Origin of the sequence: Thermus sediminis (assembly GCF_003426945.1) — a bacterium.
Classification (GTDB): Bacteria; Deinococcota; Deinococci; order Deinococcales; family Thermaceae; genus Thermus; species Thermus sediminis.
Genome location: NZ_QURO01000004.1, coordinates 1,788,734 through 1,815,187, shown reverse-complemented (window position 1 = coordinate 1,815,187; position 26,454 = coordinate 1,788,734). Strand labels below are relative to the sequence as shown.

Annotated in this window: 28 protein-coding genes and 1 pseudogene; 11 read left to right on the top strand and 18 right to left on the bottom strand. The window is 69.1% G+C overall.

The genetic code is table 11. The annotated features are described in order from the left end of the window. Window positions 1–15 precede the first annotated feature (15 nt). From ATI37_RS10405 to ATI37_RS10395, 3 genes are all read right to left on the bottom strand, one after another. A complete protein-coding gene (locus tag ATI37_RS10405; RefSeq protein ID WP_232822499.1) occupies window positions 16–582 on the bottom strand; it encodes a hypothetical protein in 567 nt (188 codons plus the stop codon). Window positions 583–916: 334 nt separating this feature from the next. Continuing rightward, window positions 917–1,411 carry a 2'-5' RNA ligase family protein gene (locus ATI37_RS10400; protein ID WP_117238283.1) on the bottom strand — a complete coding sequence of 165 codons (495 nt, stop codon included), beginning with the start codon at window positions 1,409–1,411 and terminating at the stop codon, window positions 917–919. A 26-nt stretch (window positions 1,412–1,437) separates the two neighbouring features. Further along, complete coding sequence (locus ATI37_RS10395; protein ID WP_117238282.1) at window positions 1,438–2,811, bottom strand: amidohydrolase; 1,374 nt, start codon at window positions 2,809–2,811, stop codon at window positions 1,438–1,440. A 129-nt stretch (window positions 2,812–2,940) separates the two neighbouring features. On the opposite strand from ATI37_RS10395, the gene ATI37_RS10390 reads away from it, so the two are divergent. Further along, window positions 2,941–3,429: an NUDIX domain-containing protein gene (locus ATI37_RS10390; protein ID WP_117238281.1), complete on the top strand. Its 489-nt coding sequence runs from the start codon at window positions 2,941–2,943 to the stop codon at window positions 3,427–3,429. Beyond that, entirely contained in the window at window positions 3,407–4,291 is an 885-nt protein-coding gene (gene ribF / locus ATI37_RS10385; RefSeq protein WP_117238280.1) for a riboflavin biosynthesis protein RibF, read from the top strand. The genes ATI37_RS10390 and ribF overlap by 23 nt, the downstream gene beginning before the upstream one ends. Before the next feature lie 49 nt (window positions 4,292–4,340). On the opposite strand, the gene gcvPB is transcribed toward ribF, so the two are convergent. The 4 genes and pseudogenes from gcvPB to gcvT all read right to left on the bottom strand — a co-directional run bounded on the left by gcvPB (window position 4,341) and on the right by gcvT (window position 8,625). Next, window positions 4,341–5,765 (bottom strand): aminomethyl-transferring glycine dehydrogenase subunit GcvPB, encoded by a 1,425-nt coding sequence (gene gcvPB, locus ATI37_RS10380; protein WP_117238279.1) that lies wholly within the window; start codon window positions 5,763–5,765, stop codon window positions 4,341–4,343. Beyond that, complete coding sequence (gene gcvPA / locus ATI37_RS10375; protein ID WP_117238601.1) at window positions 5,762–7,075, bottom strand: aminomethyl-transferring glycine dehydrogenase subunit GcvPA; 1,314 nt, start codon at window positions 7,073–7,075, stop codon at window positions 5,762–5,764. Before gcvPA ends, gcvPB begins: the two co-directional genes overlap by 4 nt. Window positions 7,076–7,174: 99 nt before the next feature. Next, window positions 7,175–7,558 carry a glycine cleavage system protein GcvH gene (gene gcvH, locus ATI37_RS10370; RefSeq protein WP_117238278.1) on the bottom strand — a complete coding sequence of 128 codons (384 nt, stop codon included), beginning with the start codon at window positions 7,556–7,558 and terminating at the stop codon, window positions 7,175–7,177. A gap of 18 nt (window positions 7,559–7,576) precedes the next feature. Beyond that, a pseudogene (gene gcvT / locus ATI37_RS10365) lies at window positions 7,577–8,625 on the bottom strand (glycine cleavage system aminomethyltransferase GcvT). 89 nt (window positions 8,626–8,714) lie between these two features. Between gcvT and ATI37_RS10360 the strand changes: the two are divergent. Beyond that, window positions 8,715–8,927, top strand: coding sequence for an AbrB family transcriptional regulator (locus ATI37_RS10360; RefSeq protein WP_117238277.1), 213 nt, complete (start codon window positions 8,715–8,717; stop codon window positions 8,925–8,927). Beyond that, the gene (locus ATI37_RS10355; RefSeq protein ID WP_232822498.1) at window positions 8,882–9,322 is read left to right on the top strand and encodes a PIN domain-containing protein; all 441 of its coding nucleotides are present in this window, start codon (window positions 8,882–8,884) and stop codon (window positions 9,320–9,322) included. The genes ATI37_RS10360 and ATI37_RS10355 overlap by 46 nt, the downstream gene beginning before the upstream one ends. Here the strand turns inward: ATI37_RS10355 and ATI37_RS10350 are convergent. Genes ATI37_RS10350 through ATI37_RS10340 form a run of 3 tightly spaced genes read right to left on the bottom strand, consistent with a single transcriptional unit; the run spans window position 9,319 to window position 13,662 of the window. Further along, on the bottom strand, window positions 9,319–11,043 hold the full coding sequence (locus tag ATI37_RS10350; protein WP_117238276.1) for an ATP-binding protein: 1,725 nt from the start codon (window positions 11,041–11,043) through the stop codon (window positions 9,319–9,321). The genes ATI37_RS10355 and ATI37_RS10350 overlap by 4 nt on opposite strands. After that, window positions 11,043–11,927, bottom strand: a complete 885-nt coding sequence (locus ATI37_RS10345; protein WP_117238275.1) for a DNA double-strand break repair nuclease NurA — start codon at window positions 11,925–11,927, stop codon at window positions 11,043–11,045. The genes ATI37_RS10350 and ATI37_RS10345 overlap by 1 nt, the downstream gene beginning before the upstream one ends. 4 nt (window positions 11,928–11,931) lie before the next feature. Next, window positions 11,932–13,662, bottom strand: a complete 1,731-nt coding sequence (locus tag ATI37_RS10340) for an NAD-dependent malic enzyme (protein WP_117238274.1) — start codon at window positions 13,660–13,662, stop codon at window positions 11,932–11,934. 224 nt (window positions 13,663–13,886) lie between these two features. On the opposite strand from ATI37_RS10340, the gene ATI37_RS10335 reads away from it, so the two are divergent. Continuing rightward, window positions 13,887–14,942: a proline racemase family protein gene (locus ATI37_RS10335; protein WP_117238599.1), complete on the top strand. Its 1,056-nt coding sequence runs from the start codon at window positions 13,887–13,889 to the stop codon at window positions 14,940–14,942. Between the two features lie 141 nt (window positions 14,943–15,083). Here the strand turns inward: ATI37_RS10335 and ATI37_RS10330 are convergent, their stop codons facing one another. Beyond that, window positions 15,084–15,440: a metal-sulfur cluster assembly factor gene (locus ATI37_RS10330; protein ID WP_117238273.1), complete on the bottom strand. Its 357-nt coding sequence runs from the start codon at window positions 15,438–15,440 to the stop codon at window positions 15,084–15,086. Between the two features lie 176 nt (window positions 15,441–15,616). On the opposite strand from ATI37_RS10330, the gene ATI37_RS10325 reads away from it, so the two are divergent. Beyond that, window positions 15,617–16,312 carry a TerC family protein gene (locus ATI37_RS10325; protein ID WP_117238272.1) on the top strand — a complete coding sequence of 232 codons (696 nt, stop codon included), beginning with the start codon at window positions 15,617–15,619 and terminating at the stop codon, window positions 16,310–16,312. 1 nt (window position 16,313) lies between these two features. Next, a complete protein-coding gene (locus tag ATI37_RS10320; protein ID WP_117238271.1) occupies window positions 16,314–16,844 on the top strand; it encodes a DedA family protein in 531 nt (176 codons plus the stop codon). 83 nt (window positions 16,845–16,927) lie between these two features. On the opposite strand, the gene ATI37_RS10315 is transcribed toward ATI37_RS10320, so the two are convergent. Beyond that, window positions 16,928–17,230 (bottom strand): P-II family nitrogen regulator, encoded by a 303-nt coding sequence (locus ATI37_RS10315; protein WP_117238270.1) that lies wholly within the window; start codon window positions 17,228–17,230, stop codon window positions 16,928–16,930. Between the two features lie 3 nt (window positions 17,231–17,233). After that, on the bottom strand, window positions 17,234–18,190 hold the full coding sequence (locus ATI37_RS10310; protein ID WP_117238269.1) for a sodium-dependent bicarbonate transport family permease: 957 nt from the start codon (window positions 18,188–18,190) through the stop codon (window positions 17,234–17,236). A gap of 47 nt (window positions 18,191–18,237) precedes the next feature. Between ATI37_RS10310 and purE the strand changes: the two genes are divergently transcribed. Together purE and ATI37_RS10300 are read left to right on the top strand one after the other, a co-directional pair. Continuing rightward, window positions 18,238–18,732: a 5-(carboxyamino)imidazole ribonucleotide mutase gene (gene purE / locus ATI37_RS10305; RefSeq protein ID WP_117238268.1), complete on the top strand. Its 495-nt coding sequence runs from the start codon at window positions 18,238–18,240 to the stop codon at window positions 18,730–18,732. Continuing rightward, entirely contained in the window at window positions 18,729–19,820 is a 1,092-nt protein-coding gene (locus ATI37_RS10300) for a 5-(carboxyamino)imidazole ribonucleotide synthase (protein WP_117238267.1), read from the top strand. The genes purE and ATI37_RS10300 overlap by 4 nt, the downstream gene beginning before the upstream one ends. Here ATI37_RS10300 and ATI37_RS10295 read toward each other — a convergent pair. The 4 genes from ATI37_RS10295 to panB are packed head-to-tail and all read right to left on the bottom strand — an operon-like array spanning window position 19,817 to window position 23,056. Beyond that, entirely contained in the window at window positions 19,817–20,473 is a 657-nt protein-coding gene (locus ATI37_RS10295) for a hypothetical protein (protein ID WP_232822497.1), read from the bottom strand. The two genes, ATI37_RS10300 and ATI37_RS10295, sit on opposite strands and share 4 nt — an antisense overlap. A 2-nt stretch (window positions 20,474–20,475) precedes the next feature. Then, window positions 20,476–21,339 carry a DNA-methyltransferase gene (locus tag ATI37_RS10290; RefSeq protein ID WP_117238266.1) on the bottom strand — a complete coding sequence of 288 codons (864 nt, stop codon included), beginning with the start codon at window positions 21,337–21,339 and terminating at the stop codon, window positions 20,476–20,478. Between the two features lie 8 nt (window positions 21,340–21,347). Beyond that, window positions 21,348–22,262 carry an RluA family pseudouridine synthase gene (locus ATI37_RS10285; RefSeq protein ID WP_117238265.1) on the bottom strand — a complete coding sequence of 305 codons (915 nt, stop codon included), beginning with the start codon at window positions 22,260–22,262 and terminating at the stop codon, window positions 21,348–21,350. 11 nt (window positions 22,263–22,273) lie between these two features. Further along, window positions 22,274–23,056 carry a 3-methyl-2-oxobutanoate hydroxymethyltransferase gene (gene panB, locus ATI37_RS10280; protein ID WP_117238264.1) on the bottom strand — a complete coding sequence of 261 codons (783 nt, stop codon included), beginning with the start codon at window positions 23,054–23,056 and terminating at the stop codon, window positions 22,274–22,276. A gap of 24 nt (window positions 23,057–23,080) precedes the next feature. Here panB and ruvB point away from each other — a divergent pair, with 24 nt between their 5' ends. Together ruvB and ATI37_RS10270 are read left to right on the top strand one after the other, a co-directional pair. Next, entirely contained in the window at window positions 23,081–24,058 is a 978-nt protein-coding gene (gene ruvB / locus ATI37_RS10275; RefSeq protein ID WP_117238263.1) for a Holliday junction branch migration DNA helicase RuvB, read from the top strand. Then, window positions 24,055–25,092: a DUF4388 domain-containing protein gene (locus ATI37_RS10270; protein WP_117238262.1), complete on the top strand. Its 1,038-nt coding sequence runs from the start codon at window positions 24,055–24,057 to the stop codon at window positions 25,090–25,092. The genes ruvB and ATI37_RS10270 overlap by 4 nt, the downstream gene beginning before the upstream one ends. Here ATI37_RS10270 and ATI37_RS10265 read toward each other — a convergent pair. Further along, a complete protein-coding gene (locus ATI37_RS10265; protein ID WP_117238261.1) occupies window positions 25,085–26,434 on the bottom strand; it encodes a tetratricopeptide repeat protein in 1,350 nt (449 codons plus the stop codon). The two genes, ATI37_RS10270 and ATI37_RS10265, sit on opposite strands and share 8 nt — an antisense overlap. Between the last annotated feature and the right edge of the window lie 20 nt (window positions 26,435–26,454).

Genomic DNA, 26,454 nt, shown 5'->3' with positions numbered 1-26,454 from the left:
CTCTAGGCCAGGGGTCTAGAAGCCCCGTTCAGCCTTGATGAGGTGATGGGCTGCCCGGGCCAGCTGGTGGGCCGCCTCCGCCCTGGCCAGGTCAGACCCCGAGGCCAGCAGACGCTTGGCCTCCTCCAGCAGCCGGCTCACCAAGGGCTGGTTGACCCCGTAGAAGCCAGCCTCGTACTCCACCCGGGCGATGGCCTCTTGGGCGCGGTAGGGGGCCTGGTAGGCCTTGCGACCCCTGGAGGTGTAGCCAGGGGCCACCTCCAAAAAGCGCAGGGCCTGGTAGATGGTTCCCGCAGCCCTGGCCCGCTCCCTGGCCCGGAAATACGCCTGGGCCTGGTAGTCCTGCTGGGCTTGCTGCAGCAGCGCGTCGGCCTCCTGCTTGAGGGTCGCCGGCGCAATGATGCTCGCCAAGTACTGGGCCCGGGCGATCTCCCGCCGGGCCCCCTCCATCTCCCGCAGGCCAAGAGACTGGGCCGTGGAGGGTGGGGCCATCCTTGGGCCCCCGGGAGGGGCCGGCTGGGCCAGCACCGGAAGGGCCAAGAGCACCGAAGCCGTCAGAAAGTGGACCATCTGCTTCCTCATGTTTCCTCCTTTGCCCCTTGGGGTCCTCTCTCCCCTAGGGCGTCTCCAAGGGTAGCCCCTTTGTGTGGGAAGACGGTGGAAGGCCATCCCCAGGAACCAAAGGGCCTACCCAGAACCCCCGCCAGGGGTGGCATGACCCATCACCCATCCTCTTCCCCGCCTAGGCCATCGCCTTCCCCGTGGACCTGGGCCCCACGGCCCGGCAGACCTGGCCCATGGAGCTCTTCCTGGAGCGCCACCTCTTCCCGTTTCCCTCGCTCTGGTAGCTCAGAAAAGCCTCCTGGGAACCCCTTGCCGGGGCCTCCATGCGGGCTTGGGCCAGCATGGGGTGGTATCAGACCAGGGGAAAGCGGGCCACCTCCAGAAGCTCCCCCTCGTCCCGGCCCCTGACCAAGGCCACCTCTTTCACCATGAAGGAGCGGCGCCCGGGAAGGGGGAGGCTTTCCGCCAGGGCCTGGGCCTCCTCGGGGGAAAGCCCCAGGGCCAGGGTGAGGTGGGGGATGTAGCTGGGTCCCTCGATCTCCTTGAGGGGAGGGGCCAGGGGCTCGAGGGCGTGGTAAAGCCTCTGGAAGGCCCTCCCCCCGTAGGCCCGAAGGTAGACCACCCCCTGGGGGAAAAAGCCCCAGCGGCCCAGGCGCACCCGGAAGGGGGCATGGCCCCGGAGGATGCCGGAAAGGGCCAGCCTCAACGCCTCCTCCTCGTAGGGCCATTCAAAGGGCTGGCGGAGGTTCAGGTGGGGGGGGCCAAAGCCCCGCACCCCATGGGCCGCCTGAAGCCCCTCCATGAAGACCCGGAGGTCCTCTGGCGGCCAGACCAGGACCCCGTACACGGGGCCCAGTATAACCCCTCCTTCTTCTAAAACGTCTCCAACTGCCCCCGATAAACCCGGCCTACAGGCCGCCCTCCCTCCCACAGGGTGAGGTCCGCCCTCACCCCCGCCCCAAGCTGCCCGTAGCCCTCCCAGCCCGCCGCCTGGGCCGCCCCCAGGGTATGGGCCTGGAGAACCTCCTCGGGGAAAAGGCTCTCCTCTGGGGAAAGGGGATGCCGGGTGGCCGCCTCGAGGTTGAGCGCGTACTCGGGCGGGGCCACGGGGGCATCGGAGCCGAAGGCCAGGGGCAGGCCCGTGGCCCAGAGGCTCCGGAAGCGGAAGGCCTCCCAAGGAGGGAAGCCGTAGGCCCGCACCAAGCGCTGGTCCTCCAGGAGGTGGAGGGGCTGGAGGGAGAGGGCCAAGGGGAGGCCCGAAAACCGGGAAAGAGCCTGGTCCCGGACGTGCTGGACGTGCTCCATCCGCAAGCGGAAGCCTTTTTCCCAGGCCAAGGGGGCTAAGCGGTGGAAGGCCTCCAAGACGCCCTCCACCGCCCGGGTGCCGATGGCGTGGACCGCCAGGTTGAACCCCGCCCGCAAGGCATCCTCCCCCTCTTCCAGGAGGGCCTCCAGGGGATCCAAGGGCATGCCCGTGGAGCCATCCGGGTAGGGCTGGTGCATCCAGGCGGTGCGGCTTCCCAGGGCCCCGTCGGCGAAGAACTTGACCGCGGCGAGGTGCAGGTCCCCGTACCACCCCGGGGCCCTCCCCCGCCAGGCCCCCCGGGGCAGGGCCCACCAGAGCCTCAGGGGGAGCTCCATCCCCAGGGCCCAGTCCAGGGCCTCCGGGGGCTCATACCCCATGGCGTGGACCGCGGTGTAGCCCCGACGGGCGAAGTCCCTGAGGCCCCGCCTGAGGTCCTCCGGGGAGGGCGGGGGGAGGTGGGGAAGGACCAGCTCCTGGGCCCTTTCCAGAAGGAAGTAGGGAACTCCTTCCCCATCCCGGAGGAAGGCCCCGCCCTCCGGGGGCTCCGTTCCCGCCCCCAGACCCGCCTTTTGGGCCGCCCGGCGGTTGATCCAAGCGGAATGGTAGTCCCGGCTTCGCAGGAAGACGGGGTTTTCCGGGGCCGCCTGGTCCAGGAGGCCCGGGGGCGGGGGCTTGGGGAAGAGGAACCCCTGGCCCTGGAGCCAGGCCCCGGGAGGGAGGGCCCTGGCCCTTTCCGCCACCCGTCCCGCCACCTCCTCCGGCCGGGAGAGGCCCGAGAGGTCCAGGCCCCTCAGGGCCACCCCCCAGTAGAGGGGGTGGGCGTGGGCGTCCTGAAGGCCCGGGGTGATGGCCTCAAAAAGGCGGCCCCGCCTGCCCTCCTCCACCCGGGCGATGCTCTCCCCCCGTAAAAGGAGGCTTTTTCTCCCGTCGGTAAGCCACATGGCCCCAGTTTAGCGGGGCACATTGCCCCGGGTACACCCGCCAGGTGCTCCTAGCTACTCTAAACTCGAGCAAAGATGCCAGGCCGCCCGGGGGCCCCCAGGGCTTCAGGTTTCCCGTAACATGGGACCGTGGAGCGCACCTACCTCTACCGGGGCCGCATCCTGAACCTAGCCCTTGAAGGCCCTTACGAGATTGTGGAGCACAAGCCCGCGGTAGCCATCATCGCCCTGAGGGAGGGACGGATGCTCTTCGTGCGCCAGATGCGCCCTGCCGTGGGCCTTATCCCCTTGGAGATCCCCGCTGGGCTCATAGAGCCGGGGGAGGACCCCTTGGAGGCGGCCAGGCGGGAGCTCGCCGAGGAAACGGGGCTGACGGGGAACCTCACCTACCTCTTCAGCTACTACGTCTCCCCCGGCTTCACCGACGAGAAAACCTTCGTCTTCTTGGCGGAGAATCTAGAGGAAACGGGGGCCACCCCCGACGAGGACGAGGAGATAGAGGTGGTCTGGATGCCGCCCGAGGAGGCCTTGAACCGGCACGAGCGGGGAGAGGTGGAGCTCTCGGCCACGGGGATCGTGGGGGTCCTCTACTACCATGCTTTTCTCCGAGGTCGCTGACGTCCCCAGGGGGCCCAAGGTGGTGGCCGTGGGCTCCTTTGACGGGGTGCACCTGGGCCACCAGCACCTCCTGCGCCAAGCCCTCGCCGAGGCCAAGGCCCGCCACCTGCCCCTCTTGGTCTACACCTTTGACCCCCCCACCAAGGTCTTCACCCGGGGGGAGGGTTTTCTCATGGACCTCGAGGAGAAGGTGGAGGCCCTGAAGGCCCTGGGGGTGGAGCTGATCCTCGCCGTCCCCTTCAACGAGGCCTTCGCCAGGAGAAGCGCCGAGGCCTTCTTGGAGGACCTAAAGGCCCTTGGGGCCGAGGCCATCTACGTGGGGGAGGACTTCCGCTTCGGCCAGGGCCGGGCGGGAACCCCAGAGGCCCTGGAAAAGGTGGCCCCGGTGAAGGCGGTCCCCCTCCTGGAACTTGGGGGGGAGGTGGTGAAGTCTAGCCGCATCCGGGACCTCCTCAAGGGGGGCCAGGTAGAGGAGGCCCGCCACCTCCTGGGCCGTCCCTACGGCGCCTACGGGGTGGTGGTGGAGGGGGACGGGATGGGGCGGAGGCTGGGCTTCCCCACCGCCAACCTGGCGGTCCACCCCTTGAAGGTCCTCCCCCCAGGGGTCTTCGCGGTGGAGGCGGAAGGGGCCTTTGGGCGGTACAAGGGCGTGGCCAACGTGGGCACGAGGCCCACCTTGGGAGGGGAGGAGCGGCGGCTTGAGGTCCACCTCCTGGGCTTCCTGGGGGACCTCTACGGGGAGGAGGTGCGGGTGCGCTTCCTGAAAAGGCTTCGGGAGGAGAGGCGCTTCCCCTCCCTAGAGGACCTGAAGGCCCAGATCGCGAAGGACGTGGCCGAGGCCAGGGGGTATTTTGGGCTATGAAAAGCCCGACGGACGGCCTCCTCGGCTCCCAGGGGATGGCCGGTAGGGGCTACCCCTCGTCAAAGTAGGTGAGCTTGGGGGTCTTGTTGGCCCTAAGCTCGTCCAGGCGGCGGACCGGGGTGGTGTAGGGAGCCCCTTCCAGCCACTCCCTGGGCCTCTTGAGGAGTTCCCCCATGGCCTCGGCGAAGGCCTCGAGGGTCTCCTTGCCCTCCGTCTCCGTGGGCTCCACCATGAGGGCCTCCCTGACGATGAGGGGAAAGTAGACCGTGGGGGGGTGGAAGCCCAGCTCCAGAAGCCCCTTGGCCAGGTCCAGGGCGCGGAAGCCCTGGGGCGGCTGGGCCACGAACTCGTGCATGCAGGGCCCCTCGTAGGGGATGCGGTAGCCCCGCTCCTTCAAAAGCTCCTTCAGGTAGCGGGCGTTGAGCACCGAGAGGGCGGCGGCCTTCCTAAGGCCCTCTAGCCCCAGGGTGCGGATGTAGGCCCAGGCCCGCACCAGGGCCAGGAAGTTCCCGTGGAAGCTCCTGACCCTCCCGATGCTCTTGGGCCGCCCGAAGTCCAGGTAGAAGCCCTCCTCCCCCCGCTCCACCGTGGGCACGGGCAGGTAGGGGGCCAGGTGGGCCTTCACCCCCACGGGGCCCGAACCCGGCCCCCCGCCCCCGTGGGGCACGGTGAAGGTCTTGTGCAGGTTCAGGTGGACCACGTCAAAGCCCATGTCCCCGGGCCTGGCCCAGCCCAGGATGGCGTTCAGGTTGGCCCCGTCGTAGTAGAGCTGGGCTCCAGCCTCCTTGGCCAGGCGGGAGATCTCCAGGATGCGCCTCTCAAAGAGGCCCAGGGTGTTGGGGTTGGTGAGCATGATGGCGGCCACGTGGGGGGAGAGCTCCCGCTTCAGGGCCTCGAGGTCCACCTCCCCATCGGGCCCGGAGGGGACCTCCCTCACCTGGTAGCCCGCCATGCTGGCGGTGGCGGGGTTGGAGCCGTGGGCGGAGTCGGGCACCAGGACCACCCGCCTCGTCCTCCCCTCCCCCCGGTCCTCGTGGTAGGCCCGGATGATGAGGATCCCCGTGAGCTCCCCGTGGGCCCCGGCGGCGGGCTCTAGGGTGATGGCCTCCATGCCCGTGAGGGCCTTCAGGTACTCCCCGAGCTCCCACATGAGCCTCAGGGCCCCCTGGGCCGTCCCCGGGTCCTGGTAGGGGTGGAGGTGGGCGAAGAGGCGGGCTGCCTCCTCGTGGAGCTTGGGGTTGTACTTCATGGTGCAGCTTCCCAAGGGGTAGAAGGTGGTGTCCACCCCCACCTGGCGGCGGGAAAGCCCGGTGTAGTGGCGCACCAGGGTGAGCTCGTCCACCTCGGGAAGGCGGGGAGGGTCTTCCCGCAGGAAGGCCTTGGGGATGTAGTCCTCCGCCTTGGGCACCGCCTTCACCAGCCTGAGGCCACGCCTTCCCTTGCGGCTCCGCTCGTAGATCAGGGGGTAGTTCATAGCACCTCCTCTAGGGCCTCCCGCAAGGCCAGGAGGTCCTCCTCCTCGTGGAGCTCGGTGGCGGCGAAAAGGGCCAGGTGCCTCCCGTACTCCCGGGGCACGGGCAAGGCCCCATGGAGGCCCCGCTCCGCCAGGGCGCGGCGCACCTCCAGGGGGTCCTTGGGGAGCCTTAGGGCGAACTCCTGGAAGAAGGGCTCGGGGGTGAAGGCCTCCACCCCGGGGAGGGCGAGGAGGAGTTCCCGGAGGCGGTGGGCCATGGCCACCCCCTTCAGGGCCACCTCCTTTAGGCCCATAGGCCCCAGGGCCGCCAGGTACATGGCCCCCATGAGGGCGGTGAGCTGGGCGTTGGTGGTGATGTTGCTCTTGGCCTTGGCCCGCCTGATGTACTGCTCCCGGGCCTGGAGGGTGAGGAGGAAGCCCCGCCTCCCCTCCACGTCCACGGTCTCCGAGACCAGCCTCCCGGGAAGTTGGCGCACGAAGGCCTTCTTGGTGGCCAGGAAGCCGAAGTGGGGCCCGCCATAGCCCAGGGGCAGGCCCAGGACCTGGCCGTCCCCCACGGCGATGTCCGCCCCCAAGGCCCCGGGGGGCTTGAGGAGGGCGAGGGAGAGGGGGTCGGCCACGGCCACGAAGAGGGCCCCCGCCCGGTGGGCGGCCTCCGCCAGGGGGGAGAGGTCCTCCAGGGCCCCCAGGAAGTTGGGGTTCTGGGCCACCACCGCCCCCACCCCCTCGGGCACCTCCGGGGTAGGGGTCCTCCCCCCCTCCAGGGGAAGGGTGGTGAGCTCCGCCCCCACCGCCTCCAGGTAGGTCCTGAGGACCTCCCGGTACTCCGGGTGGACCCCCTGGGAGACCAGGACGCCCATCCGCCCCGTCTCCCTTAGGGCCAGGAGGACCCCTTCCGCCAGGGCCGTGGCGCCGTCGTACATGGAGGCGTTGGCCACCTCCAGCCCGGTGAGCTCGGCGATCATGGTCTGGTACTCAAAGATGGCCTGCAGGACTCCCTGGCTCACCTCGGGCTGGTAGGGGGTGTAGGCGGTGAGGAACTCCCCCCGGCTTCCCAGGGCCTGGACCACGGGGGGCACGTGGTGGGCCCGGACCCCCCCTCCCAGAAAGGCCTTCCTGGCGGGGAGGTTGGCCTCGGCCAGGCGGGCCAGTTCCTCCAACACCCTCCACTCCGGCATGGGCTCGGGGAGGGCGATGGGGGGGTTTAGGACCTCCTTGGGGAGGTGGGCGTAGAGGTCCTCGAGGCCCTCCGCCCCCACCTTCGCCAGCATGGCCCGGATCTCCTCTTCGGTGTGGGGCGTGTAGTCCATAAGGATCATCCTCCGGCAAAATCCCCAGGCCACTAGGCCCGGGACCACAGAGAGGGCCTACTGCCCCGGGCGCAGGGAAGGCCCGCCAACCCCGCGCTCCTAGGCGCTCTCCAGCGCCGCCTGGTAGCCCTCCGCGTCCAAAAGCCCGTCCAGATCGGCCATGTCCCGGGGTCTCAGGCGGAAGATCCAGCCCTCCCCGTAGGGGTCCTGGTTGACGAGCTCGGGGTTCTTCTCCAGGGCCAGGTTCACCTCCACCACCTCCCCCGCCACCGGGGCGTAGATGTCGGAGGCGGTCTTCACGCTCTCTACCACGGCGAGGGCCTCCCCGGCCTCCACCGCCCGTCCCACCTGGGGGAGCTCCACGTACACGATGTCCCCCAGGGCGTCCTGGGCGTAGTCCGTGATGCCCACCAGCACCGTGTCCCCTTCGGGCAGGGCCCACTCATGGGTCTTGGTGTAGAAGCGGTCCTTCAGAATGTCCATGGCGCCTCCTAACCCCCGCTATTTTAGCGGCACGAAGGGAAGGGGGCTGGGGGAGGCAGGGACAGCCCGCCCGCGTACCTCCACGAAGAAGGGCTCCTCCGCCTCCTTCTCCACGTAGGCTAAGGCGATGCCCCTCTCCAAAAGGGGGGAGTAGCCCCCGCTCGTCACCCGGCCCACGGGGCGCCCCCGGAAAGGACGGGGTACCCCTCCCGGGGGATGCCCGTCTCCAGGACCAGGCCCAGAAGCTTTTCCTGGCACACCCCTTGCACCATGGCCTCCCTGCCCAAGAAGTCCTTCTCCTTTTTCACCACCCAGGCCCAGGGGGTACAGAGGGGGTTGGTCTCCTCGGTGAGCTCGTGGCCGTAAAGGGGGAAGCCCGCCTCGAGCCTCAGGGTGTCCCGGGCCCCAAGGCCCGAGGGCCTGGCCCCCGCCTGCAAGAGGGCCTCAAAGACCGCCTCGGCGTCCTCCGGGGCGAGGAAGATCTCAAACCCGTCCTCCCCGGTGTACCCGGTGCGGGCCAGGCGGGCAGGCCTCTCCGCCACCTCGGCCTGGAAGACGTCGTTCTTCTTGCGGGAGGAGAGGTCCGCCCCCGTCAGGCCCTGGAGGATCCCGGCCGCCTTGGGCCCCTGGAGGGCCAGGAGGGCGGTCTCCTCAGAGAGGTCCTTTAGCTCCACCCGGAAGCCCTGGGCCAAGGCGCTGAGGTGGGCGAAGTCCTTGGCGATGTTGGCGGCGTTCACCACCATGAGGTAGGCCTCCTCCCCCAGGCGGTAGAGGTAGACGTCGTCCACCACACCCCCCTTCCCGTTGGGGAGCATGGAGTACTGGGCCCGGCCCACCCTAAGCCTCCCGGCGTCGTTCGCCGTGGCCCACTGGAGAAAGGCCAGGGCCTCGGGGCCCTGGATGAGGAACTCCCCCATGTGGCTCACGTCAAAGAGCCCAGCCTCCCTGCGCACGGCCAGGTGCTCTTCTACGATGGAGGTGTACTGGAGGGGGAGGGCGTAGCCCGCGAAGGCCACCATCCGCCCCCCGTGGCGCAGGTGGGCCTGGTAGAGCGGGGTCTTCTTCATACGGGGTTAGCTTACTCCCAAAGGGCTAGGGCGGGGAGTTATACCTAGGAAGTTAGCCTCAAGGGGTCAAGGTAGGACCAAAGGGCCAAGTGGTCATCCAAAAGCGCATCCGGGAGCGCCTGGGCGTAGGGCCCGGCTGGCGGGTCCTCCAGCGCTTGGTGGGCAACCGGGTGGAACTCGTCTTTCTCCCTCCTGAGGACAAAAGCCTCAAGGGCATCCTGGCCCCCTACACCGCGGTCCGGGTGGGGGACGAGGCGTGGCCGGAGGCCAAGGAAGCCGCCTGGAGGGCATCCCTAGGGTGAAAAGGCCCATTCCCCTGGTGGACACCAGCGTCCTCGTGCGCTACCTCACCGGAGACGATCCGGAAAAGGCGGAGCGGGCAGCCCGCCCCCTTGAGGGGGAAGAGGTGGGCCTCACCGCCTTGGTCCTGGTGGAGACGGCCTACGTCCTGACCTCCGTTTACCGCATCCCCCGCGAGCGCGTGGTGGACGCCCTCATGGGCCTTCTCCTCAGGAAAAACCTCACCCCTAGGGATGTGGACGAGGAGTGGGCCCTCGAGGCCCTCCTCCTCTGCTGTCCCTCCGCCCGGGTGTCCTTCGCCGACGCCCTGCTTTGGGCCCAAGCGGGGCCTGGAGGAGTGGTCTACGCCTTTGATGCCCGCTTTCCCCAGGAGGACCTGGAGGTGCGGATTCCCTAGAAGAGCTCCCGCCTCAAGGCCTCGGCGGAGTTGTCCTCCAGGACCTCCTCCCGCTTGGTGGCCCAGGCGGGGAAGGGGAAGCGGAGGAGGAGGGGAACGGGGATCTCGGGCTGGTGGAGGATCACCGCCCCCTGGGGGAGGATGAGGGCCCTTTGACGGAAGGAGGCGGGGAGGTAGCGGTACTCAGGCCTCTCGGCCTCGGCGGCGTCCAGGCGGCCCACCACGCGGATGGCGGCGTTCCCCACCACCCTGCGCTCCACCTCGCTTGCCGTCTGCTGGGCCCCGATGAGGATGACCCCCAAGGAGCGGCCCCTCTCGGCGATGTCCAGGAGGATGTCCTTGATGGGGCCCTCCTCCTCCCGGGGAGCGTACTTGTTGAGCTCGTCCAGGACGATGAAGACCCGGCCCCGGTACTGCCCCCTTTCCTTGCGCTCAAAGAGGTCCTTGAGGAGGCTCCCCACCACGAACATCTGGGCCTGGGGGGAGAGCTTGGCCAGGTCCACCACGTGAACCTGCTCCCCCTTGAGGGGGTCTGGGGGGTTGCCGGGCCGGTCCCCCCGGACGAGGTGGCCCACGCCCTCCACGCTGGCCCAAAGGCGGCGGACAAAGGCCTCGAGGGTGCCCCGGGCCTGCCGGGCCACCCACCCCTTATCCCCCTCCCCTTCCCCCGTCTCCGGGCCCAGGAGCTTGTACTCCACGTAGCGCACCAGGTGGGCGAAGCTCTTCAGGCGCACCTTGCCCAAGGCGTCAAAGTTGACCTCCTCGGGGAGCTCCTCCCCGGGCCAGTCCCCCACCAGGAGGCCTGGCCCCTTCTGCCCCTCGGCTAGCCTCCTCAGCCGCTCCGTCACGTGGGCCACCAGGAAGCCCAGGTTGGACATGGCCGAGCGGTCGGCGAAGAGGAAGGGGAGGAGCCCCCTCTGGCAGAACTGGACCAGGTCCCAGTGGTAGGCCCGCACCCCCTCGAGGCGGGTATCCAGGTCGGGGACGTACCCCTCCTTCTTGGGCGGGGCCAGGAAGGCCACGCTCCCGAAGGGCGTGGCGGGAAGGCCCAGGCGGGCGTAGGCCTCCTTGGCCTCCTCGGTGAGGCGGGCGTTGGGCTTATCCAGGAAGAAGAGGTCCTCCCCCTTGACGTTGAAGAGGAGGACCTTGGCCTGGTGGGCGTCCTCGAGGACCCCGCTCTCCAGGAGGCTTTTCAGGAGAAAGGTGGCGTAGCTGGTCTTGGCCGCCACCCCGCTGATGCCACTGATGTTCACGTGCCCCCCCTTGACCCCGTTCAGGAACTCCAGGTTCAGGTAGGCCACCTCCCCGTTCGGCAAAAGCCCGGCGGGGAGCCTGGTGCTCCCCTTTTGGTTTTTCATGGCGTCGTAGTAGAGGGCGAGCTCCAGGTCCAGCCCCTGGGCCAGGTAGACGGGGGAGCCCGGGTCCGGGGGGAAGAACTCCTCGGGGAGGATCCGGGTCACGCTCACATGGGCCACGTAGGCCAGGCTCACAGGGATCCGCCCCGCCACAGCCAAGAAGGTGTCCGTATCGTAGGCCTCCCCCTCGTGGACCTTGGCCACGTGGTCCACCATGCCGAAGTAGCGGACCCGGCCCACCTTGGGGTGAAACCCCTCCACCACCACCAGGTCGTCTAGCCTTAGGAGCCCCTCCCCCTCCACCCCCACCCAGAACTCCAGGGGGGTGGCCTCCCTTCTGCCCAGGACCACGCCGATCCGCTCCACTATCCACCTCCTAGGTGCCGCCGCAAGAGGCGCTCCACCACCTCCTGGCTCCCCATTCTCCGGCCCAGGGCCCACTCCAGGGCCCCGATGGGGGCCAGGTTCTGGGGGGCCCGGGGGTCCTTGACCGGGTGGGAGGCCAGGTCGGGAAAGAGGCCCAAGGAGAGGTCCGCCAGTTCGGAAAAGGGGGCTTCAAGGGGGGTCTCTACCCGGAGAAGCCCCGCCTGGGGCGGGCGGAGGCCCTCTGGGAGGAGGGGGAGGCGGAGGTACCAGCTGGCAAGCTCCCGCCCCCCCCGCCGGACCCGGAAGGCGGGGGTCCTTTCCCCCGGGCTCAGGGCCTGGAGAAGGGCCTCCTCGCCCTCGGGCAGGTAGCGGGCCCAGTGGGTTTTGACGTAGCCCAAAAGGGGAAGCCCCCCGGGCCTCGCGAAGCGCACGGGCCCGTCCACCAGCAAAAGCCCCCCGGAAAGCCCCCGGGCCACCTCCCTTTCCAGCTCTTCCCGGACCCTCTGCAGGCCCGCCCGCAAGGAGGCGTAGTCCGTCCCCTCCGCCGCCACGGGCTCGTAGAGGAGCTCCCCCACCCTAAGGGGCTCGGCGAGCCCCACCCCCACCCGGCGGACCAGCGGGGGGAGGAGGGTCATCCTGCCCCCCTGGTGGACCAGGGCCCCGGCGGCCACGCACCCCAGGAGGGCGAGCCCCTCCCCCTGAAGGAGGGCCTCCTCCCGCTCCTTGCCGTCCACGAAGTAAAGGGGCTCGGGCCAGGGGCTGGGCCCGGCCCGCCTGGGCTCCCAGGGGGACTCCAGGGGATGGAAGGCCTGGGGCTCGGGGGCCTCCTGCAGGGCTTCCCCCTGGGCCAGGGTCCCGGGGCTTAAGGAGAGGAGCCGCCACACGCCCCTAGATTACCGGGGCCGGGCGGTAGGGGAGGTACTGGGGCTCCCAGAAGCGGCCCCGCACGAACTCCATGAGGCCCTTGAAGGAGAGGCCCTGGATCCTCTCCTCCTCCGCCACCCCCTCCTCCAGGGCCTTGGCCATGACCCGGGCGGCCACGTAGGGGGAAACCTCCCGAAGCCTCGCCACCGGGGGGTAGAGGAGGCCGGGGAAGTGGGCCTGGGTGAAGTCGTGGAGGGCGTAGGCGGCCTCGAGGACCATCCCGTCCGTCACCTCCCGGGCCCGGGCGAGGACGGCCCCCAGGCCCAGGCCGGGGAAGATGAAGGCGTTGTTCCCCTGGCCCACGGGAAGGGTCCGCCCCTTGAAGCCCACGGGGGGGAAGGGGCTCCCCGCGGCCACCAGGGCCCTCCCCTCGGTCCAGTAGATGAGGTCGTCGGGGAGGGCCTCCGTGGCGGAGGTGGGGTTGGAGAGGGGGAAGACAATGGGGCGCTCGCTATATTGCAGCATGGCCCGGACCACGGGCTCGGTGAAGCTTCCCCCCTGGCCGGAAAGGCCCAGGAGGACCGTGGCCCGGGCATTTTCTATGGTTTCCAAAAGATTGGGGGAGTCCCCGGCGAAGCGCCAGCCCATAACCCTCTCCGCCCTTTGGGCGTAGGGCCTTTTGTAGGCCTCCATGGTCCGCCCCTCGAGGAGGAGGCCCCTGGAGTCCAGGACCAGGACCCTGGCCCTGGCCTCCTCCTCGGAAAGGCCTTCCCTCTTCATCCCCTCTATGAGGGCCCAGGCCACCCCGATCCCCCCGGCCCCGGCCCCGTAGACCACCACCACCTGGTCCCTAAGCCGCTCCCCCTTGAGGCGGCAGGCGGAGAGGACCCCCGCTAGGGCCACCGCCCCCGTGCCCTGGATGTCGTCGTTGAAGGAGGGCACCACCTTGCGGTAGCGCTCCAAGACGGTGAAGGCCGCCTCCTTGCTGAAGTCCTCCCACTGGATGAGGGCCTTGGGGTAGCGCCTTTTCACCGCCTCCACGAAGCGGTCCAGGAAGCGGTAGTAGGCCTCGCCCCGTAGACGCTTGTGGCGCACCCCCAGGTAGAGGGGGTCCTTGAGGAGGTCCTCCCGGTCCGTGCCCACGTCCAGCTCCACGGGGAGGGTCTTGTCGGGGCCCACCCCGCCCACAGCGGTGTAGAGGGTGAGCTTGCCGATGCTGATGGCCATGCCCCCGTAGCCCTGGTCCCCGATGCCCAAAATGGCCGAGGAGTCCGTGGCCACGATGAGGCGCACCTCCTCCAGGGGGACGTTCTGAAGGGCTTCCTCAACCTGGTCTATGTTCCTGGTGCTGGCGGTGAAGCCCCGGGGGTAGCGGTAGATGTGGGAGAACTCCCGCACCGCCTCCCCTACCGTGGGGGTGTAGAGGATGGGGAGCATCTCCTCGAGGTGGTCCACCAAGAGGGCGTAGAAGAGGACCTCGTTGCGGTCTTGGAGGTGGCGCAGGTAGATGTGCTTCTCCAGGGGGGAGGTCTGGAGGCGGTAGCGGCGGTATACCCGCTCCTTCTGCTCCCCGAGGGTGTTGACGTAAGGGGGAAGGAGACCCTCGAGGCCCAAGGCCCTTCGCTCCTCCTCGGTGAAGGCCGTGCCCTTGTTGAGGAGGGGGAGCCTCAGGAGGAGGAAGCCCCTCACGTAGGGCTCCAGGTACCTCTCCCCCTTCTCGTCCCGCTTCACATTGTAGTAGCGGCTGACCGGCATGCCCCCACTTTAGCGAAAAGGGGAGCCCTGGCGGCCTCTGTGATCTTCGCGTGAGGACCTGGGTTCGTAGGGAGAAAGGGCCAGAAGAGCCACAAAACCCTTGACAAGACCCCGGCGTGGCCGTACTCTTGCGATGAAGTGGGACAGATTGTAGGTGTTACACATCTGTTGGTTCTAGCCAAGGCAGCGGCGGCCTGGGAGACGCGCCGACCGTGGGCTCCATCATGAGCTGGCAGCCCGCCACCACCTGGCAGCGTTTCACCACCCTAGACCTGCACGCCGAGGGGGAGCCGCTAAGGGTTTTGACGGCCGGCCTGGATCCCCTCCCCGGCGCAACGATGCTTCAAAAGCGCCGTTACGCTCGGGAACGTCTGGAGGGGTTGCGCCGTCTCCTCATGTTGGAGCCGCGCGGCCACGCGGACATGTACGGGGCCCTCATCACCGAGCCCACCTCCCCCGAAAGCGACCTGGGCGTCCTCTTCATGCACAACGAGGGCTGGAGCACCATGTGTGGGCACGGCATCATCGCTCTGGTCACCTGCCTGCTGGAGGCCCGGCCCCGACCCTCCACCTTCCCTGACCTGGACTGCTCGGGCCTGGCGGGCAAAGAAAGGCTGCGCATAGACACGCCAGCCGGCCAGGTGGTCGCCCAGGCGGCTTTGAGCCCGGACCGTTCCCGGGTGATGCACGTCTCCTTCCGCAACGTGCCCTCTTTTGCCTATGCGTTGGATCAGGTTGTGGACGTACCCGGCTGGGGCCGTGTGCGCTACGACCTGGCCTTTGGCGGCGCGTTCTACGCCTATGTTGACGCCAGAGATCTGGGGTTGACGCTGGAGGCCGCCAACTATCGCAAGCTGATCGAGGCCGGCATGGCCATCAAGCGCGCGGTGATGTCGGCCTACCCCATCCACCACCCGCTCGAACCAGACCTCAGCTTCCTGTACGGGACGATCATAAGCGGCCCGCCACAGGATCCGGCGCACCAGGCGCGCAACGTTTGCATCTTTGCGGATGGTGAGGTGGACCGTTCCCCCACGGGGACCGGCGTGAGCGGGAGGGCAGCCCTGGAATACGCCCGTGGCCGCTTACTGCCAGGCCAGGCCTTCACCACCGAGAGCATCCTGGGGACCACGTTCACCGTCACGATAGCGAGCGAAGCGGCCGTTGCGGGCTTTCCAGCGATCATCCCCGAGGTTTCCGGCCGTGCCTGGATTACCGGCCAACACGAATTTGTACTTGCCCCAGATGACCCGCTAGGCCAGGGATTTCTTCTACGGTAGGTGCGCGGACGTCCATCGGTCCTCTAGCCCCCGGGGTGCGCCCCCCTTTGGTCTTGGTTCGCCCTCTAGGCCCACCCCTGGCGCCATAGCCCAAAGGGGCGAGAGACCGCCCCATCCTGGCGAAGCCAGGATGGGGCCGGATTACACGTTGAAACCGAACATCCGCATCATGCGCTTCCCCTCCTCGGTCATCCGGGCGGGGGTCCAGGGCGGGGTCCAGACGAACTCCACGTTCACCCCCTGCACCCCAGGTAGGCGCATGACCGCCATCTCCGCGTCCGCCTTCACCACATCCTGGGCCGGGCACCCGATGGCGGTGAGGGTCATGGTGACGTCCACCACGCCGTTTTCGTGGACCTCCACGTCGTAGACCAGGCCCAGGTCCACGATGTTCACGGGGATCTCGGGGTCGTAGACCACCTTGAGGGCCTCGAGGACCTGCTCCTTGCTGGGCAGAGCCCCCGCCCCGGGGTTCGCCTGCTGGCGCGCATCGTCCATGCCCGAAGTATACCCTCTCCCACCGCCCCGGCTTGCTGCTATACTCTCTTTTGGTTGGGGAGTAGCCCCTTGCCGGCCCCACGTCAGGACAGGCCACGGGCCTCGGGGGGTCGGGGGCGGAAGAGCCCGGGCAAGACCACCGCAGAAGCGGTGGTCCTTTTGTTTTGGAGGTGGGCATGGAAGCTGGCGTGATCTCGGTGATCCTGATCCTGATCGTCCTGGAGGTGATCCTCTCCGCGGACAACGCCCTCATCCTAGGGGTGCTGGTGCAGAGGCTTCCCCTACACCTGAGGCGCAAGGCCCTCTTCTACGGCATCCTGGGGGCCTATGTCCTCAGGGGCCTCGCCCTCCTCTTCGCCACCTTGGTCATCAAGCTCTGGTGGGTCCAGGCCCTGGGGGCTGCCTACCTCCTCTACATTGCCCTCAAGCACTTCCTGAAGCCCGAGGAGGCCCACGCGCCTCCGCCCCTGGAGGCCACTGCCGCCCAGTTCTGGAAGGTGGTGGCCCAGGTGGAGCTCATGGACCTGGCCTTCGCGGTAGACTCGGTCCTGGTGGCCGTGGCCCTTTCCGATAGGCTTTGGGTCATCTACACCGGGGTCCTCTTGGGCATCCTGGCCCTTAGGGTGCTGGCCGGCCTGGTGGTGGGCCTCCTAGACCGCTACCCCCGGTTCAAGCACCTGGCCTATCTGGTGGTGGGCCTGGCCGCGGTGAAGCTGGCCCTGGGAGGGTGGGATAAGCTGGCCAAGGAGGTCCTGGGGCGGCCTGAAATGGTCGTGGGACTGGACAAGGAGGCCTTCAGCCTCTTCATCGTGGCGGTTCTCTTCCTGGGAGGCCTCTGGGCCATGAGGAAGCCCGCTCCCCAGGCCTCTTGACATGTGGGCCTACCTTACCCCAGCCCTCCTGCTCTTCCTGGAAGTGGGGTTTCCCTTCGGCCTCCTGGTGCCCGGCGGGGACACCCTCCTCCTGGCCCTAGGCGCCCTCGCCGGGGAGGGCAGGCTTGCCCTCTTCCCCCTCCTGCCCCTCCTCTTCCTGGGAGCCTTCCTGGGGCACGGGGTGGGTTACGGGATCGGACGGAGGCTTGGTCCGCCCATCCGAAAGCGGTTTCCCCCAGAGCTGGTGGAAAGGGGGGAGCGGTTTTTGACCCGCTTCGGCCCCTCGGCTCTCCTCGTCGCTCCCTTCGTGCCCGGGTTGCGCACCCTGGTCCCCTTCCTCTTCGGGGCCCTAGGTTTTCCCCTCCACGCCTACCTCCTGCTTTCGGCCCTAGGAAGCCTCCTTTGGACCCAAGGGCTCGTCCTCTTCGCCTACCTCCTGGGGCAGAGGGTACCCCCCTGGCTCCTTTGGCCCGCGCTCGCCCTTCTGGTCCTCCTCCCCCTATGGGCCCGCTGGCGAAAGCCCCAAGGCTGAGTGCCCGTGGGAAAACCTTCCCGCACGAGGGACCGGCCCTGCCGCGCGGGCAGACCTCCTCTGGAGGTCCCACCGCGGCGCACTTAGACGTACTTGTCGCCCCGCACCACCCACACGTTCTCCACGTAGGCGATAACCGCGTAGTGAGGGAAGTAAGTTTCCTGTAGTTTCTTTAGTATGTCCATGGCCACTCCCTCGGAGACGATGGTTTCTAGGCGAATGTTCTGCCTTTCCCAGTCCACGCTCCGGAGACCGCGGGAGCCCTCCCCCCGGGCCGGGGTGATGGTGTACCCCTTGGCCCCCAGGCGCTTGATCTCCTCCACTAGCCTCTTCTCCAGAAGGCTTTCCGCCATGATGGTCACCAGTTTCAAGGGCACCAGGTCCATGCCTCACCCCCCGATGGCTTGGGCCAGGGCGTGGTAAAGGGGAATGCCCAGGATCAGGTTAAAGGGAAAGGTCACCGCCAGGCTGGCTGCCAGGTACAGGCTGGGGTTGGCCTCGGGAAGGGCGAGGCGCACCGCCGCCGGGGCAGCGATGTAGCTGGCGCTGGCGGCCATGGCCCCAAAGACCGTAGCCCCGTCCACGGAAAGCCCCGCCAGGTGGCCCAGGTAGACCCCCAGGGCCCCGTGGAAGAGGGCCAGGCCCGCCCCGTAGAGGACCAAGCGAGGGCCCACCCCCTTTAGCGTGGAAAGCCTCGAGGCCGCCACCATCCCCAGGTCCAGCAGGAAAAGGGTGAGGACCCCGTAGAAGGGGTCCACGAAGAAGGGCTTCACCCGCTCCATCCCCGCCTCTCCCGAAAGGGCCCCGACGAGGAGCCCCCCCAGGAGGAGGACCACGCTCTTGCCGGTGAGGACCTCGTGCACGGCCTCCCTCAGATCCCCACCCCCCCGCTTGGCCACGAGGAGGGCCAGGACGATCCCCGGCACCTCCAAAAGGGCCACCAGGGTGGGCAGGAACCCTTCCGGACGCCCACCCACCGCCTGGACGAAGGTGAGGGCGGCCAGAAAGGTGACGGCGGAGACCGAGCCGTAGTGGGCGGCCAGGGCCCCGGCGTCCGCCCGGCCCACCCGGAGGAGGCGCCGCGCCAAGAGGTAACCGGAAAGGGGCCGGAAGAGCCCCAGGAAGAGGGTGGCCAATAGGGGGAGGAGGAGGAGGCCCAAGGGGGTCTTGGAGAGCTCCACCCCGCCCTTTAGTCCGATGGCGAAGAGGAGGTAGAGGGAAAGGGCCGTATACATGGCCTCGGGAAAGGCCAGGTCGCTCCTTATGAGCCTCGACGCCACCCCTAGGAAGAAGGCCAGGACCATGGGGGAAAGGAGGTTGAGCCTAAACAGTTCCAGGGCGTCCATAGCCTTCCCCTTCTACCAGAGAGCCCTCCCTTGTACAATCCGGTACGATGCGCCCCTTGGTAGGCGTCATCATGGGTTCCAGGTCCGACTGGGCCACCCTGCGCTACGCGGCGGAGACCCTCGAGGCCCTGGGGGTTCCCTACGAGGTCCGGGTGGTCTCCGCCCACCGCACCCCGGACCTCATGGCCGAGTACGCCAAGACCGCAGAGGAGCGGGGGCTTCTCGTCATCATCGCCGGGGCGGGAGGGGCGGCCCACCTCCCTGGGATGACCGCGGCCCACACCCCCCTCCCCGTCCTGGGGGTGCCCGTGGAGGGCCAGGCCCTAAAGGGTTTGGACGCCCTCCTCTCCATCGTGCAGATGCCCGCCGGAGTCCCGGTGGGGACCCTGGCCATCGGCAAGGCGGGGGCGGTAAACGCCGCCCTCCTGGCCGCCAGCATCGTGGGCCTCAGGCACCCCGAGGTACTGGGAAGGGTCAAGGCCTACCGCCAGGCCCAGACCGAGGCCGTCCTGGCCCACCCCGACCCCAGGGAGGAGGCGTGAGGATTGGGATTCTGGGCGGGGGGCAGCTCGGGCGGATGCTGGCCCTGGCGGGCTACCCCCTGGGGCTTTCCTTCCGCTTCCTGGACCCCTCCCCCGAGGCCTGCGCCGGAGAGGTGGGGGAGCTTTTTCCGGGGAGCTTTGACGACGAGGCCACCTTGACCCGCTTCGCCCAGGGGCTGGACCTCATCACCTACGAGTTTGAGAACGTGCCCGTGGCGGCGGCCCGCTTCCTGGAAGGCCTCCTCCCCCTCTACCCCCCGCCCAAGGCCCTGGAGGTGGCCCAGGACCGCCTCCTGGAGAAGCGCTTCTTCCGGGGCCTGGGGGTGCCCACGCCCCCCTTCCACCCGGTGGAGGGCCTCCCTGACCTGGAGGAGGGCCTCAAGCGGGTGGGGCTTCCCGCCCTCCTCAAGACCCGGAGGGGCGGGTACGACGGCAAGGGCCAGGCCCTGGTGCGGGCCCCCGAGGAGGCGGAGGCCGCTTTTCGTGCCCTGGGAGGGAAGGGGCTCATCCTCGAGGGCCTCGTGCCCTTTGACCGGGAACTTTCCCTTCTGGCGGTGCGGGGAACCACGGGGGAAGTGGCCTTCTACCCCCTGGTGGAAAACCGCCACCAAGGGGGTATCCTCCGCCTCTCCCTGGCCCCCGCCCCGGGGGCGTCCGCGGCCCTATGGAAGAAGGCGGAGGGGTACGCGAGGAGGGCCCTCGAGGCCCTGGACTACGTGGGGGTCCTGGCTCTGGAACTCTTCCAGGTGGGCGAGGAGCTCCTCTTCAACGAGATGGCCCCTCGGGTGCACAACTCCGGCCACTGGACCATAGAGGGGGCGGAGACGAGCCAGTTCCAGAACCACCTGCGGGCCCTCCTGGGCCTCCCCCTGGGGAGCACCGCCCCCAGGGGGTATAGCGCCATGGTGAACCTCATCGGCCTCAGGCCCGACTTCCGGGAGGTCCTAAAGGTGCCCGGGGCCCACCTCCACTGGTACGGCAAGGCGGTGCGCCTTGGGCGGAAGGTGGGGCACATCACCCTGAGGCGGGATAGGCCGGAAGAGCTCCACGAAGCCCTGCTCCCCCTGCTCAAGCTGGCCGCAAGCTAAAAGAGCAAGGGCTCCCGCTCCCGCAAGGCAGCCACCAAGGCGTCCAAGAAGGCTTCGCCCCTCTTGAGGGTGGCCTCGGGCTCCAGGAGAAGGGCCTCCTGACGACTGTCCATGGCAACCGCCCAGTACCCCTCCACCAAGCCCTGGGCCCAGAGGGGAGGCTGTCTTTTGGCGAGGGCTTCCAGGCCCTCGAGGAAGCGGGCATAGAGGGGCATGAGCTCGTCCCCCACGGGGTGCTTGCACCCCTCCTTCCGCTTGGCAGGGGCGCCGTAGTCCAGCACCACCACGTAACCCACCACCACCTCTGGAAAAAGCATCTGCGCGGAGGAGGCCTCGCCCACCAGGTCGTCCAGCCGGTTGGGCCTGGACCCCGAGGGGTTGGCCAGGATGGACTTGAGGGAGAGGAGAAGCCGGGGTTTCCTAGTAGGGCCCTCAGGGTAGACCAAACCCAGGTCCCAGGATTTGGACCGGGCCAGGCCTGGAACCTGAACCTCCCGCTTCAGGTAGGGATGGAGGCGAACGGGAAGGCGCGGGCGCAAACGCCGCAAGAGGTAGTCCGCCAAGGGGTTCTGGCGGCCGCTACTCTGCTTGTAGGCGAGGAGAACCGCCCTCAGGGCCTCCTCCGGCTCTTGGGCCAAGGGCGGGGGGTCCACGGCTAGCCTCCCACCACCTCCAGCACTGCCCCCGGAAGCTCCCTAAGGCGCCTTTGGGCTAGCTCGGCGTACTTGGGAACCAGCTCCACCCCTATGGCCCCCCTCCCCCACTTGAGGGCGGCCATCAGGGTGGTGCCGGTACCGGCAAAGGGGTCCAGGACCACGTCCCCCACGAAGCTAAACATGCGTACCAGGCGCTCGGCCAGCTCCAGGGGAAAGGGGGCAGGGTGGGGCCCCCTCCTCTCCCCGGGGAGGTCGTCCCAGATCTGCCGGAAGAAGCGGGCAAAAAGCTCCTTGGGAATGCGGCTTTTCTCCCGCCCCTCAGGGGTGGGCTTGCGGTACCCCCCGGGCTTCCTTTGCATGAGGATGTACTCCACCTCCGTCTTGATGATGGCCCCGGGCTCGTAGGGCTTGCCCAGGAAAAAGCCGGGGCGGTCGGCCTCGAGGCTGGCGTTGGTCCGCTTGTGCCAGAGGATGGGGTTCAGGTTGTCAAAGCCCAGCTTCCGGCACCGCACCTGGATGTCGGCGTGAAGGGGAAAGACCACGTGCCGTCCAAACCGCCTCCGGGCCACGGCCACGTCCCCCACCACGACCACGAGCCGCCCCCCGGGCACCAGGAGCCGATGGACCTCCCGCCAGACCTTGTCCAGCTCGTCCAAAAAGGCCTCGTAGTCCTCCATGTGCCCGAGCTGCCCCGGGTGGTCCTCGTAGCGCTTCAGGGTCCAGTAGGGGGGCGAGGTGACCACCAGGTGGACCGAGGCCTCGGGGAGACGGGGGAGCACCTCCCGGGCGTCCCCCACGTGGAGGCGGGCCTTGGGGTAGGAAGGGGCCCTAGGGGGTGCGAGGAGGGCCGGGGAGGTTTCCATCCCGGGGATTATACCCCTTCCAGGGCGATCCCCCCTGGCCACACCCCTCCCAGGGCCTCCCAGGCCTGGACCATGTCCAAGGGCACGGGGGCCCGGAACTCCAGGATTCTCCCCGTGCGGGGGTGGGGAAGGCGGAGCTCGTAGGCGTGGAGGGCCTGCCGGGGGATGACGGGGCTCCTCTTGCCGTAGACCTCGTCCCCCAGGATGGGGGCTCTAAGGTGCTTGAGGTGGACGCGGATCTGGTGGGTGCGGCCGGTGTGGGGCCGGGCCTCCACCAGGGCGTGGGGGCCGGAGGTGGCCAGGACCTGGAAGTGGGTCTCGGCGTAGCGGGGGGCGATCCCCCCCACGTGCATCCTGTGGCGCTCCACGGGGTGGCGGCCGATGGGGGCGACGAGGGCCCCCTCCCTGGGGTGGCCCTCGGTGAGGGCCAGGTAGCGCTTCATCACCAGGCGGTCGCGGAAGGCCTGGGCCAGGGCCTCGAGGGCCCCCCCGTGCTTGGCCACCACCAGGACCCCGCTCGTGTCCTTGTCCAACCGGTGGACGATGCCGGGGCGGACGAGCTCCGGGCGCTCCGCGGCCTCGGGCTCGTAGTAGCGACCCAGGAGGGCGTTGACCACGGTGCCGGTGTAGACCCCGGGGGCGGGGTGGGTGAGGAGGCCCGGGGGCTTGTCCAGGACCAGGAGGTCCTCGTCCTCGTAAAGGACGGGAAGGGGCAGGTCCTCGGGCACCACCAGGGGGCGCTCCTCCTTGGGCTCCACCACCACCTCCTCCCCCTTGAGGCGGTAAGCGGGCCTCTGCACCACCTTCTCCCCCACCCGGACCCGGCCCTCCAGGATCCAGGCCTGGGCCCGGGCCCGGCTCACCCCCAGGGCCTCGGCCACCGCCTGGTCCAGGCGCAGGCCCTCCCTGCGGAAGCGCACCACAAAGCCCCATTTTAGAAGCTGTGCTCCTCGTCCGGGAACACTCCCTCCCGCACCTCGGCCGCGTAGCGGGCAAGGGCCTCCTGGATGAGCCTTCCCGCCTCCAGGTAGCGCTTGACGAAGCGGGGCTTGAAGGCCCCGTAAAGCCCCACCACGTCGTGGAAGACCAGGACCTGGGCGTCGGTGTGGGGGCCGGCCCCGATGCCCACGGTGTGAACGGAAAGCCTCTCGGTGACCTCCTTGGCCAAGCCGCTAGGGACCATCTCCAGGACCACCCCGTAGGCCCCAGCGGCCTCGAGGGCCAAGGCCCCCCCAAGGATCCTCTCCGCCTCCTCTGGGCGCTTTCCCTGAAGCCGGTAGCCCCCAAGCTGGCTCGCTGTCTGCGGGGTGAGGCCCACGTGCCCCAGGACCGGGACCCCCGCCCGGGTGAGGCCCTGGACGGTCTCCGCCACCTCCTCCCCGCCCTCCAGCTTCACTGCATCCGCCCCGCCCTCCTTGAGGAGCCTTTCCGCCGCAAAGAGGGCCCGGTCCAAGGTGGCGTAGCTGAGGTAGGGGAGGTCGGCCACCAGGAGGGTGTCCGGGGCCCCCCGGCGGGCCGCCTTGGTGTGGTGGAGGATCTCCTCCAGGGTCACGGGCACGGTGGAGGGGTAGCCCAGGACCACCATGCCCAAGGAGTCCCCCACCAGGATGGCGTCCACCCCTGCGGCCTCCGCGAGGCGGGCGGTGGGGTAGTCGTAGGCGGTGAGGTAGACGAGCCGTTTTCCTTTGGCCTGGCGGAAGTCCTTCACCGTGCGCATGGGAAGAGGCTATCATGAGAAGGCGTGGCCGCGTACGAGGACCTCACCCTAAGGCCCAAGACCCTGGAGGAGTACATCGGCCAGGAGCGCCTGAAGAGGAAGCTTGGGGTTTACCTGGAGGCTGCTAGGGCCCGGGGAGAACCCCTGGAGCACCTCCTCCTCTTTGGCCCCCCAGGCCTCGGCAAGACCACCCTGGCCCACGTGATCGCCCACGAGCTGGGGGTGAACCTCCGCACCACCTCGGGCCCGGCCATTGAGAAGCCCGGGGACCTGGCCGCCATCCTGGCCAACTCCCTGGAGGAGGGGGACATCCTCTTCATCGACGAGATCCACCGCCTAAGCCGCCAGGCGGAGGAGCACCTTTACCCCGCCATGGAGGACTTCGCCATGGACATCGTCATCGGCCAAGGACCCGCCGCCAGGACCGTGCGGCTAGAACTTCCCCGCTTCACCCTGATCGGGGCCACCACCCGCCCGGGCCTCATCACCGCTCCCCTCCGCAGCCGCTTCGGCATCGTGGAGCACCTGGAGTACTACACCCTCGAGGAGCTCATGGAGGGGGTGAAGCGGGACGCCAGGCTCCTCGGGGTGGGGATCACGGAGGAGGCCGCCCGGGAGATCGCCAGGAGGAGCCGAGGGACGATGCGCATCGCCAAGAGGCTCTTCCGCCGGGTGCGGGACTTCGCCCAGGTGGCGGGGGAAGGGGTGATCACCGGGGAGAGGGCCAAGGAGGCCCTGAACGCCCTGGGCCTGGACGAGCTGGGCCTGGATGGGCGGGACCGGGAGATCCTCGAGGTCCTCATCCGCCGCTTCGGCGGGGGCCCCGTGGGCCTGGGGACCCTGGCCACCGCCCTCTCCGAGGACCCGGACACCCTGGAAGAGGTCCACGAACCCTACCTCATCCAGCAGGGCCTCCTCAAGCGCACTCCCCGGGGACGGGTGGCCACGGAGCGGGCCTACCGCCACCTGGGCTACCCGCCCCCCGTGGAACCCCTCCTATGATCCGGGCCACCCTGGCGGAGCTGGACCTGGGCGAGCTCCTGAAGGCCCTGAGCGCGGGCCGGAAGAGCGCCGTGGTGAGCTTTAGGGGGCGGATCCACGGCCGGGTGCACCTCCTCTCGGGCCGCATCCTCTACGCCCGCACCGAGCCCGGCCCCCACCTGGGGGAGTACCTGGTGCGCCTCGGGCACCTGAGCCTCGAGGAGGTCCAGACCCTGGTGGAGCGCCAAGGCCAGGAGAACCCCGGCACCCCCCTGGGGGCCTTGGCCCTGGAGCTTGGCCTCATCGGGGAGGAGGAGCTCCTGGAGGCCCTAAAGGCCCAAGTGCTGGAGGCCTTGGCCACCCTCCTGGGGGAGAAGGAGGGGGAGGTCCTGGCCGAGCCTCTGGTGGAGGGGAGCCAGATCCCCCTTCCCCACACCCTGGACACGGACTGGGCCCTTATGGAGGCCGCCCGCCGCCTGGACGAGTGGCGGCGGGGCCAGGTGGACCCCGATGAGGTCCTCCACCTGGTGGAGGACCCCACCCGCCACCCCCTCTCCCCCGAGGCCTGGACGGTCTTGGAGCACTTGGACGGGGTGAGGCGGGCCAAGGGCGTGGCCCTCCTCTCCGGGCTCCCCGAGGAGGAGGTCTACCACGTGCTCCACGAGCTCAAGGGCCGGGGTCTGGTGCGCCCCTCCACCCTCCTAGCGGAGGATCCTTTGGTCCTGATCCTGGCGGAAAGCGGGGTGGTGCGGCGGCTTCTCCTCTACCTCCTCGAGGCCCACCGCTTCCGGGTCCTCCTGGCTAAGGACCTGGAGGGGCTTCTGCGCCTCCTGAAGGAGCGGCCCAAGGGCATCGTCCTCCAGGGGGAAAGGGCCTTGGAGGCCGCCCGGAAGGTGCGGGCCCAGCCCGAGGGGAGGCTGGCCTCGGTCTACCTGGTGAGCGAAACCCCGCCGGGCCTCCTCTTTAGGCCCCTTCGAGTCCTCCACCTGCCCAAGCCCCTCCGGGTCCAGGAGGTGCTCAGGGCCCTGGAACCCCTGCGCAAGAGGGCTAGTTAGGCCGCCTTCCCTCACGCAAGAGGGCCTCGGCCCGCTCTTTGTAGGCCAAAAGGGCCTGGTGCCACTCGTCCGATGGGGGCACGTGGGATAGGACCGCCTCGGTGCGGGCCAGGATCTCCTCGGGGGAGCGGTAGCCCAGCTGGGCTAGGGTATCCACCACCATCTCCTGGGCCCCCACCCACTCCCGGCTCCCCTCCTCGGCCCGCTCCGCCGCCCGGCGGTAGTGGAGAAGGGCCTCCTCCAGGTGCATGAGGTCGTAGGCGATGTGGCCCAGGATCAGCTCCCCCGAGGCCTCGGCCCCCTGGGCCATGGCCTCCTTGGCCGCCTCCTCCGCCTCCCCGTAGCGCCCCTGGCGGTAGAGGGCCTCAGCCAGGTCGGCCAGGGCCTGGGCGCGGTAGGGGTAGGCCTCGTCCCGCAGAAGCTCGCGCAGGTAGCCCTCCGCCTCCACATAGGCCCCCTGGTCCAGGGCCGCCACCCCCATCTCGTGGAGAACGTAGGGCTGCTCCTGGGCATCGGCCCGGGCCAGGGCCTCCCTGTAGGCCTCCATGGCCTCTTGGTAGCGCCCCAGCTGGAGGAGGGCCTGGCCGGCCACCATGGGGGTGCCGTAGCCCTTTTGGCCGCTCTCCTCCTCCCTCTTTAGGGCCTTGTGGGCCTCCTCCAGGGCCCGGTTGGGGTTCCCCAGGAGGAGGTGGGCCCGGGCCAGGAGGTAGTGGCGCGTGGCGACATCCTCCGCCTCCTCCTCCACCTGGGCCTCGGCCTCCTCGAGGGCCGAAAGGGCCCTCTCCCCCTCCCCCGCCTCCAGCCACATGGCGGCGGCATCCAGGAGGAGCCAGTAGCGCTCAAGGCCCAGGGCCAGCTCCGCCCCCTTCTCATAGGCCAAGGCCGCCTCCTGGTGCCGCCCCAGGCGCTCCAAGGCCCGCCCCTTCAGCCCCTCGGCCCGCCAGGCCAGAAAGGCGGGGAGGCCGGGCTTCAGGGTCCCAAGGACCTCCTCAAACCTCCCCAGGTAGAAGAGGGCCTGGGCCTGGTGGTAGCGAGCCCTGGGCTCTTCCGTGGGCAGGAAGAGGGGGAGGACCTCCCGCTCCGGCCGCCCCTCGAGGGCCAGGAGCTCCCCCAGGAGGGCGCGGTAAACCGGGTTGTACTCCAGCTCCCCCAGGTCGTAGGCCTCCTCCAGCGCCCGGTGGGCCTTCTCTAGCCCCTCCTCCCCGTAGAGGCTATAGACCTCCGCCAGGAGGAGCAGGGCCTCCCGGGCCTCCTCCTTCCGGCCGAAAAGGGCCTTGCGGGTGAGGCGCTCTATGGCGGTGTCGTAGTCCCCCTGGTGCAGGGCCTCGAGGACCCCCCTCATCGCCGCTAGAGGATACCACA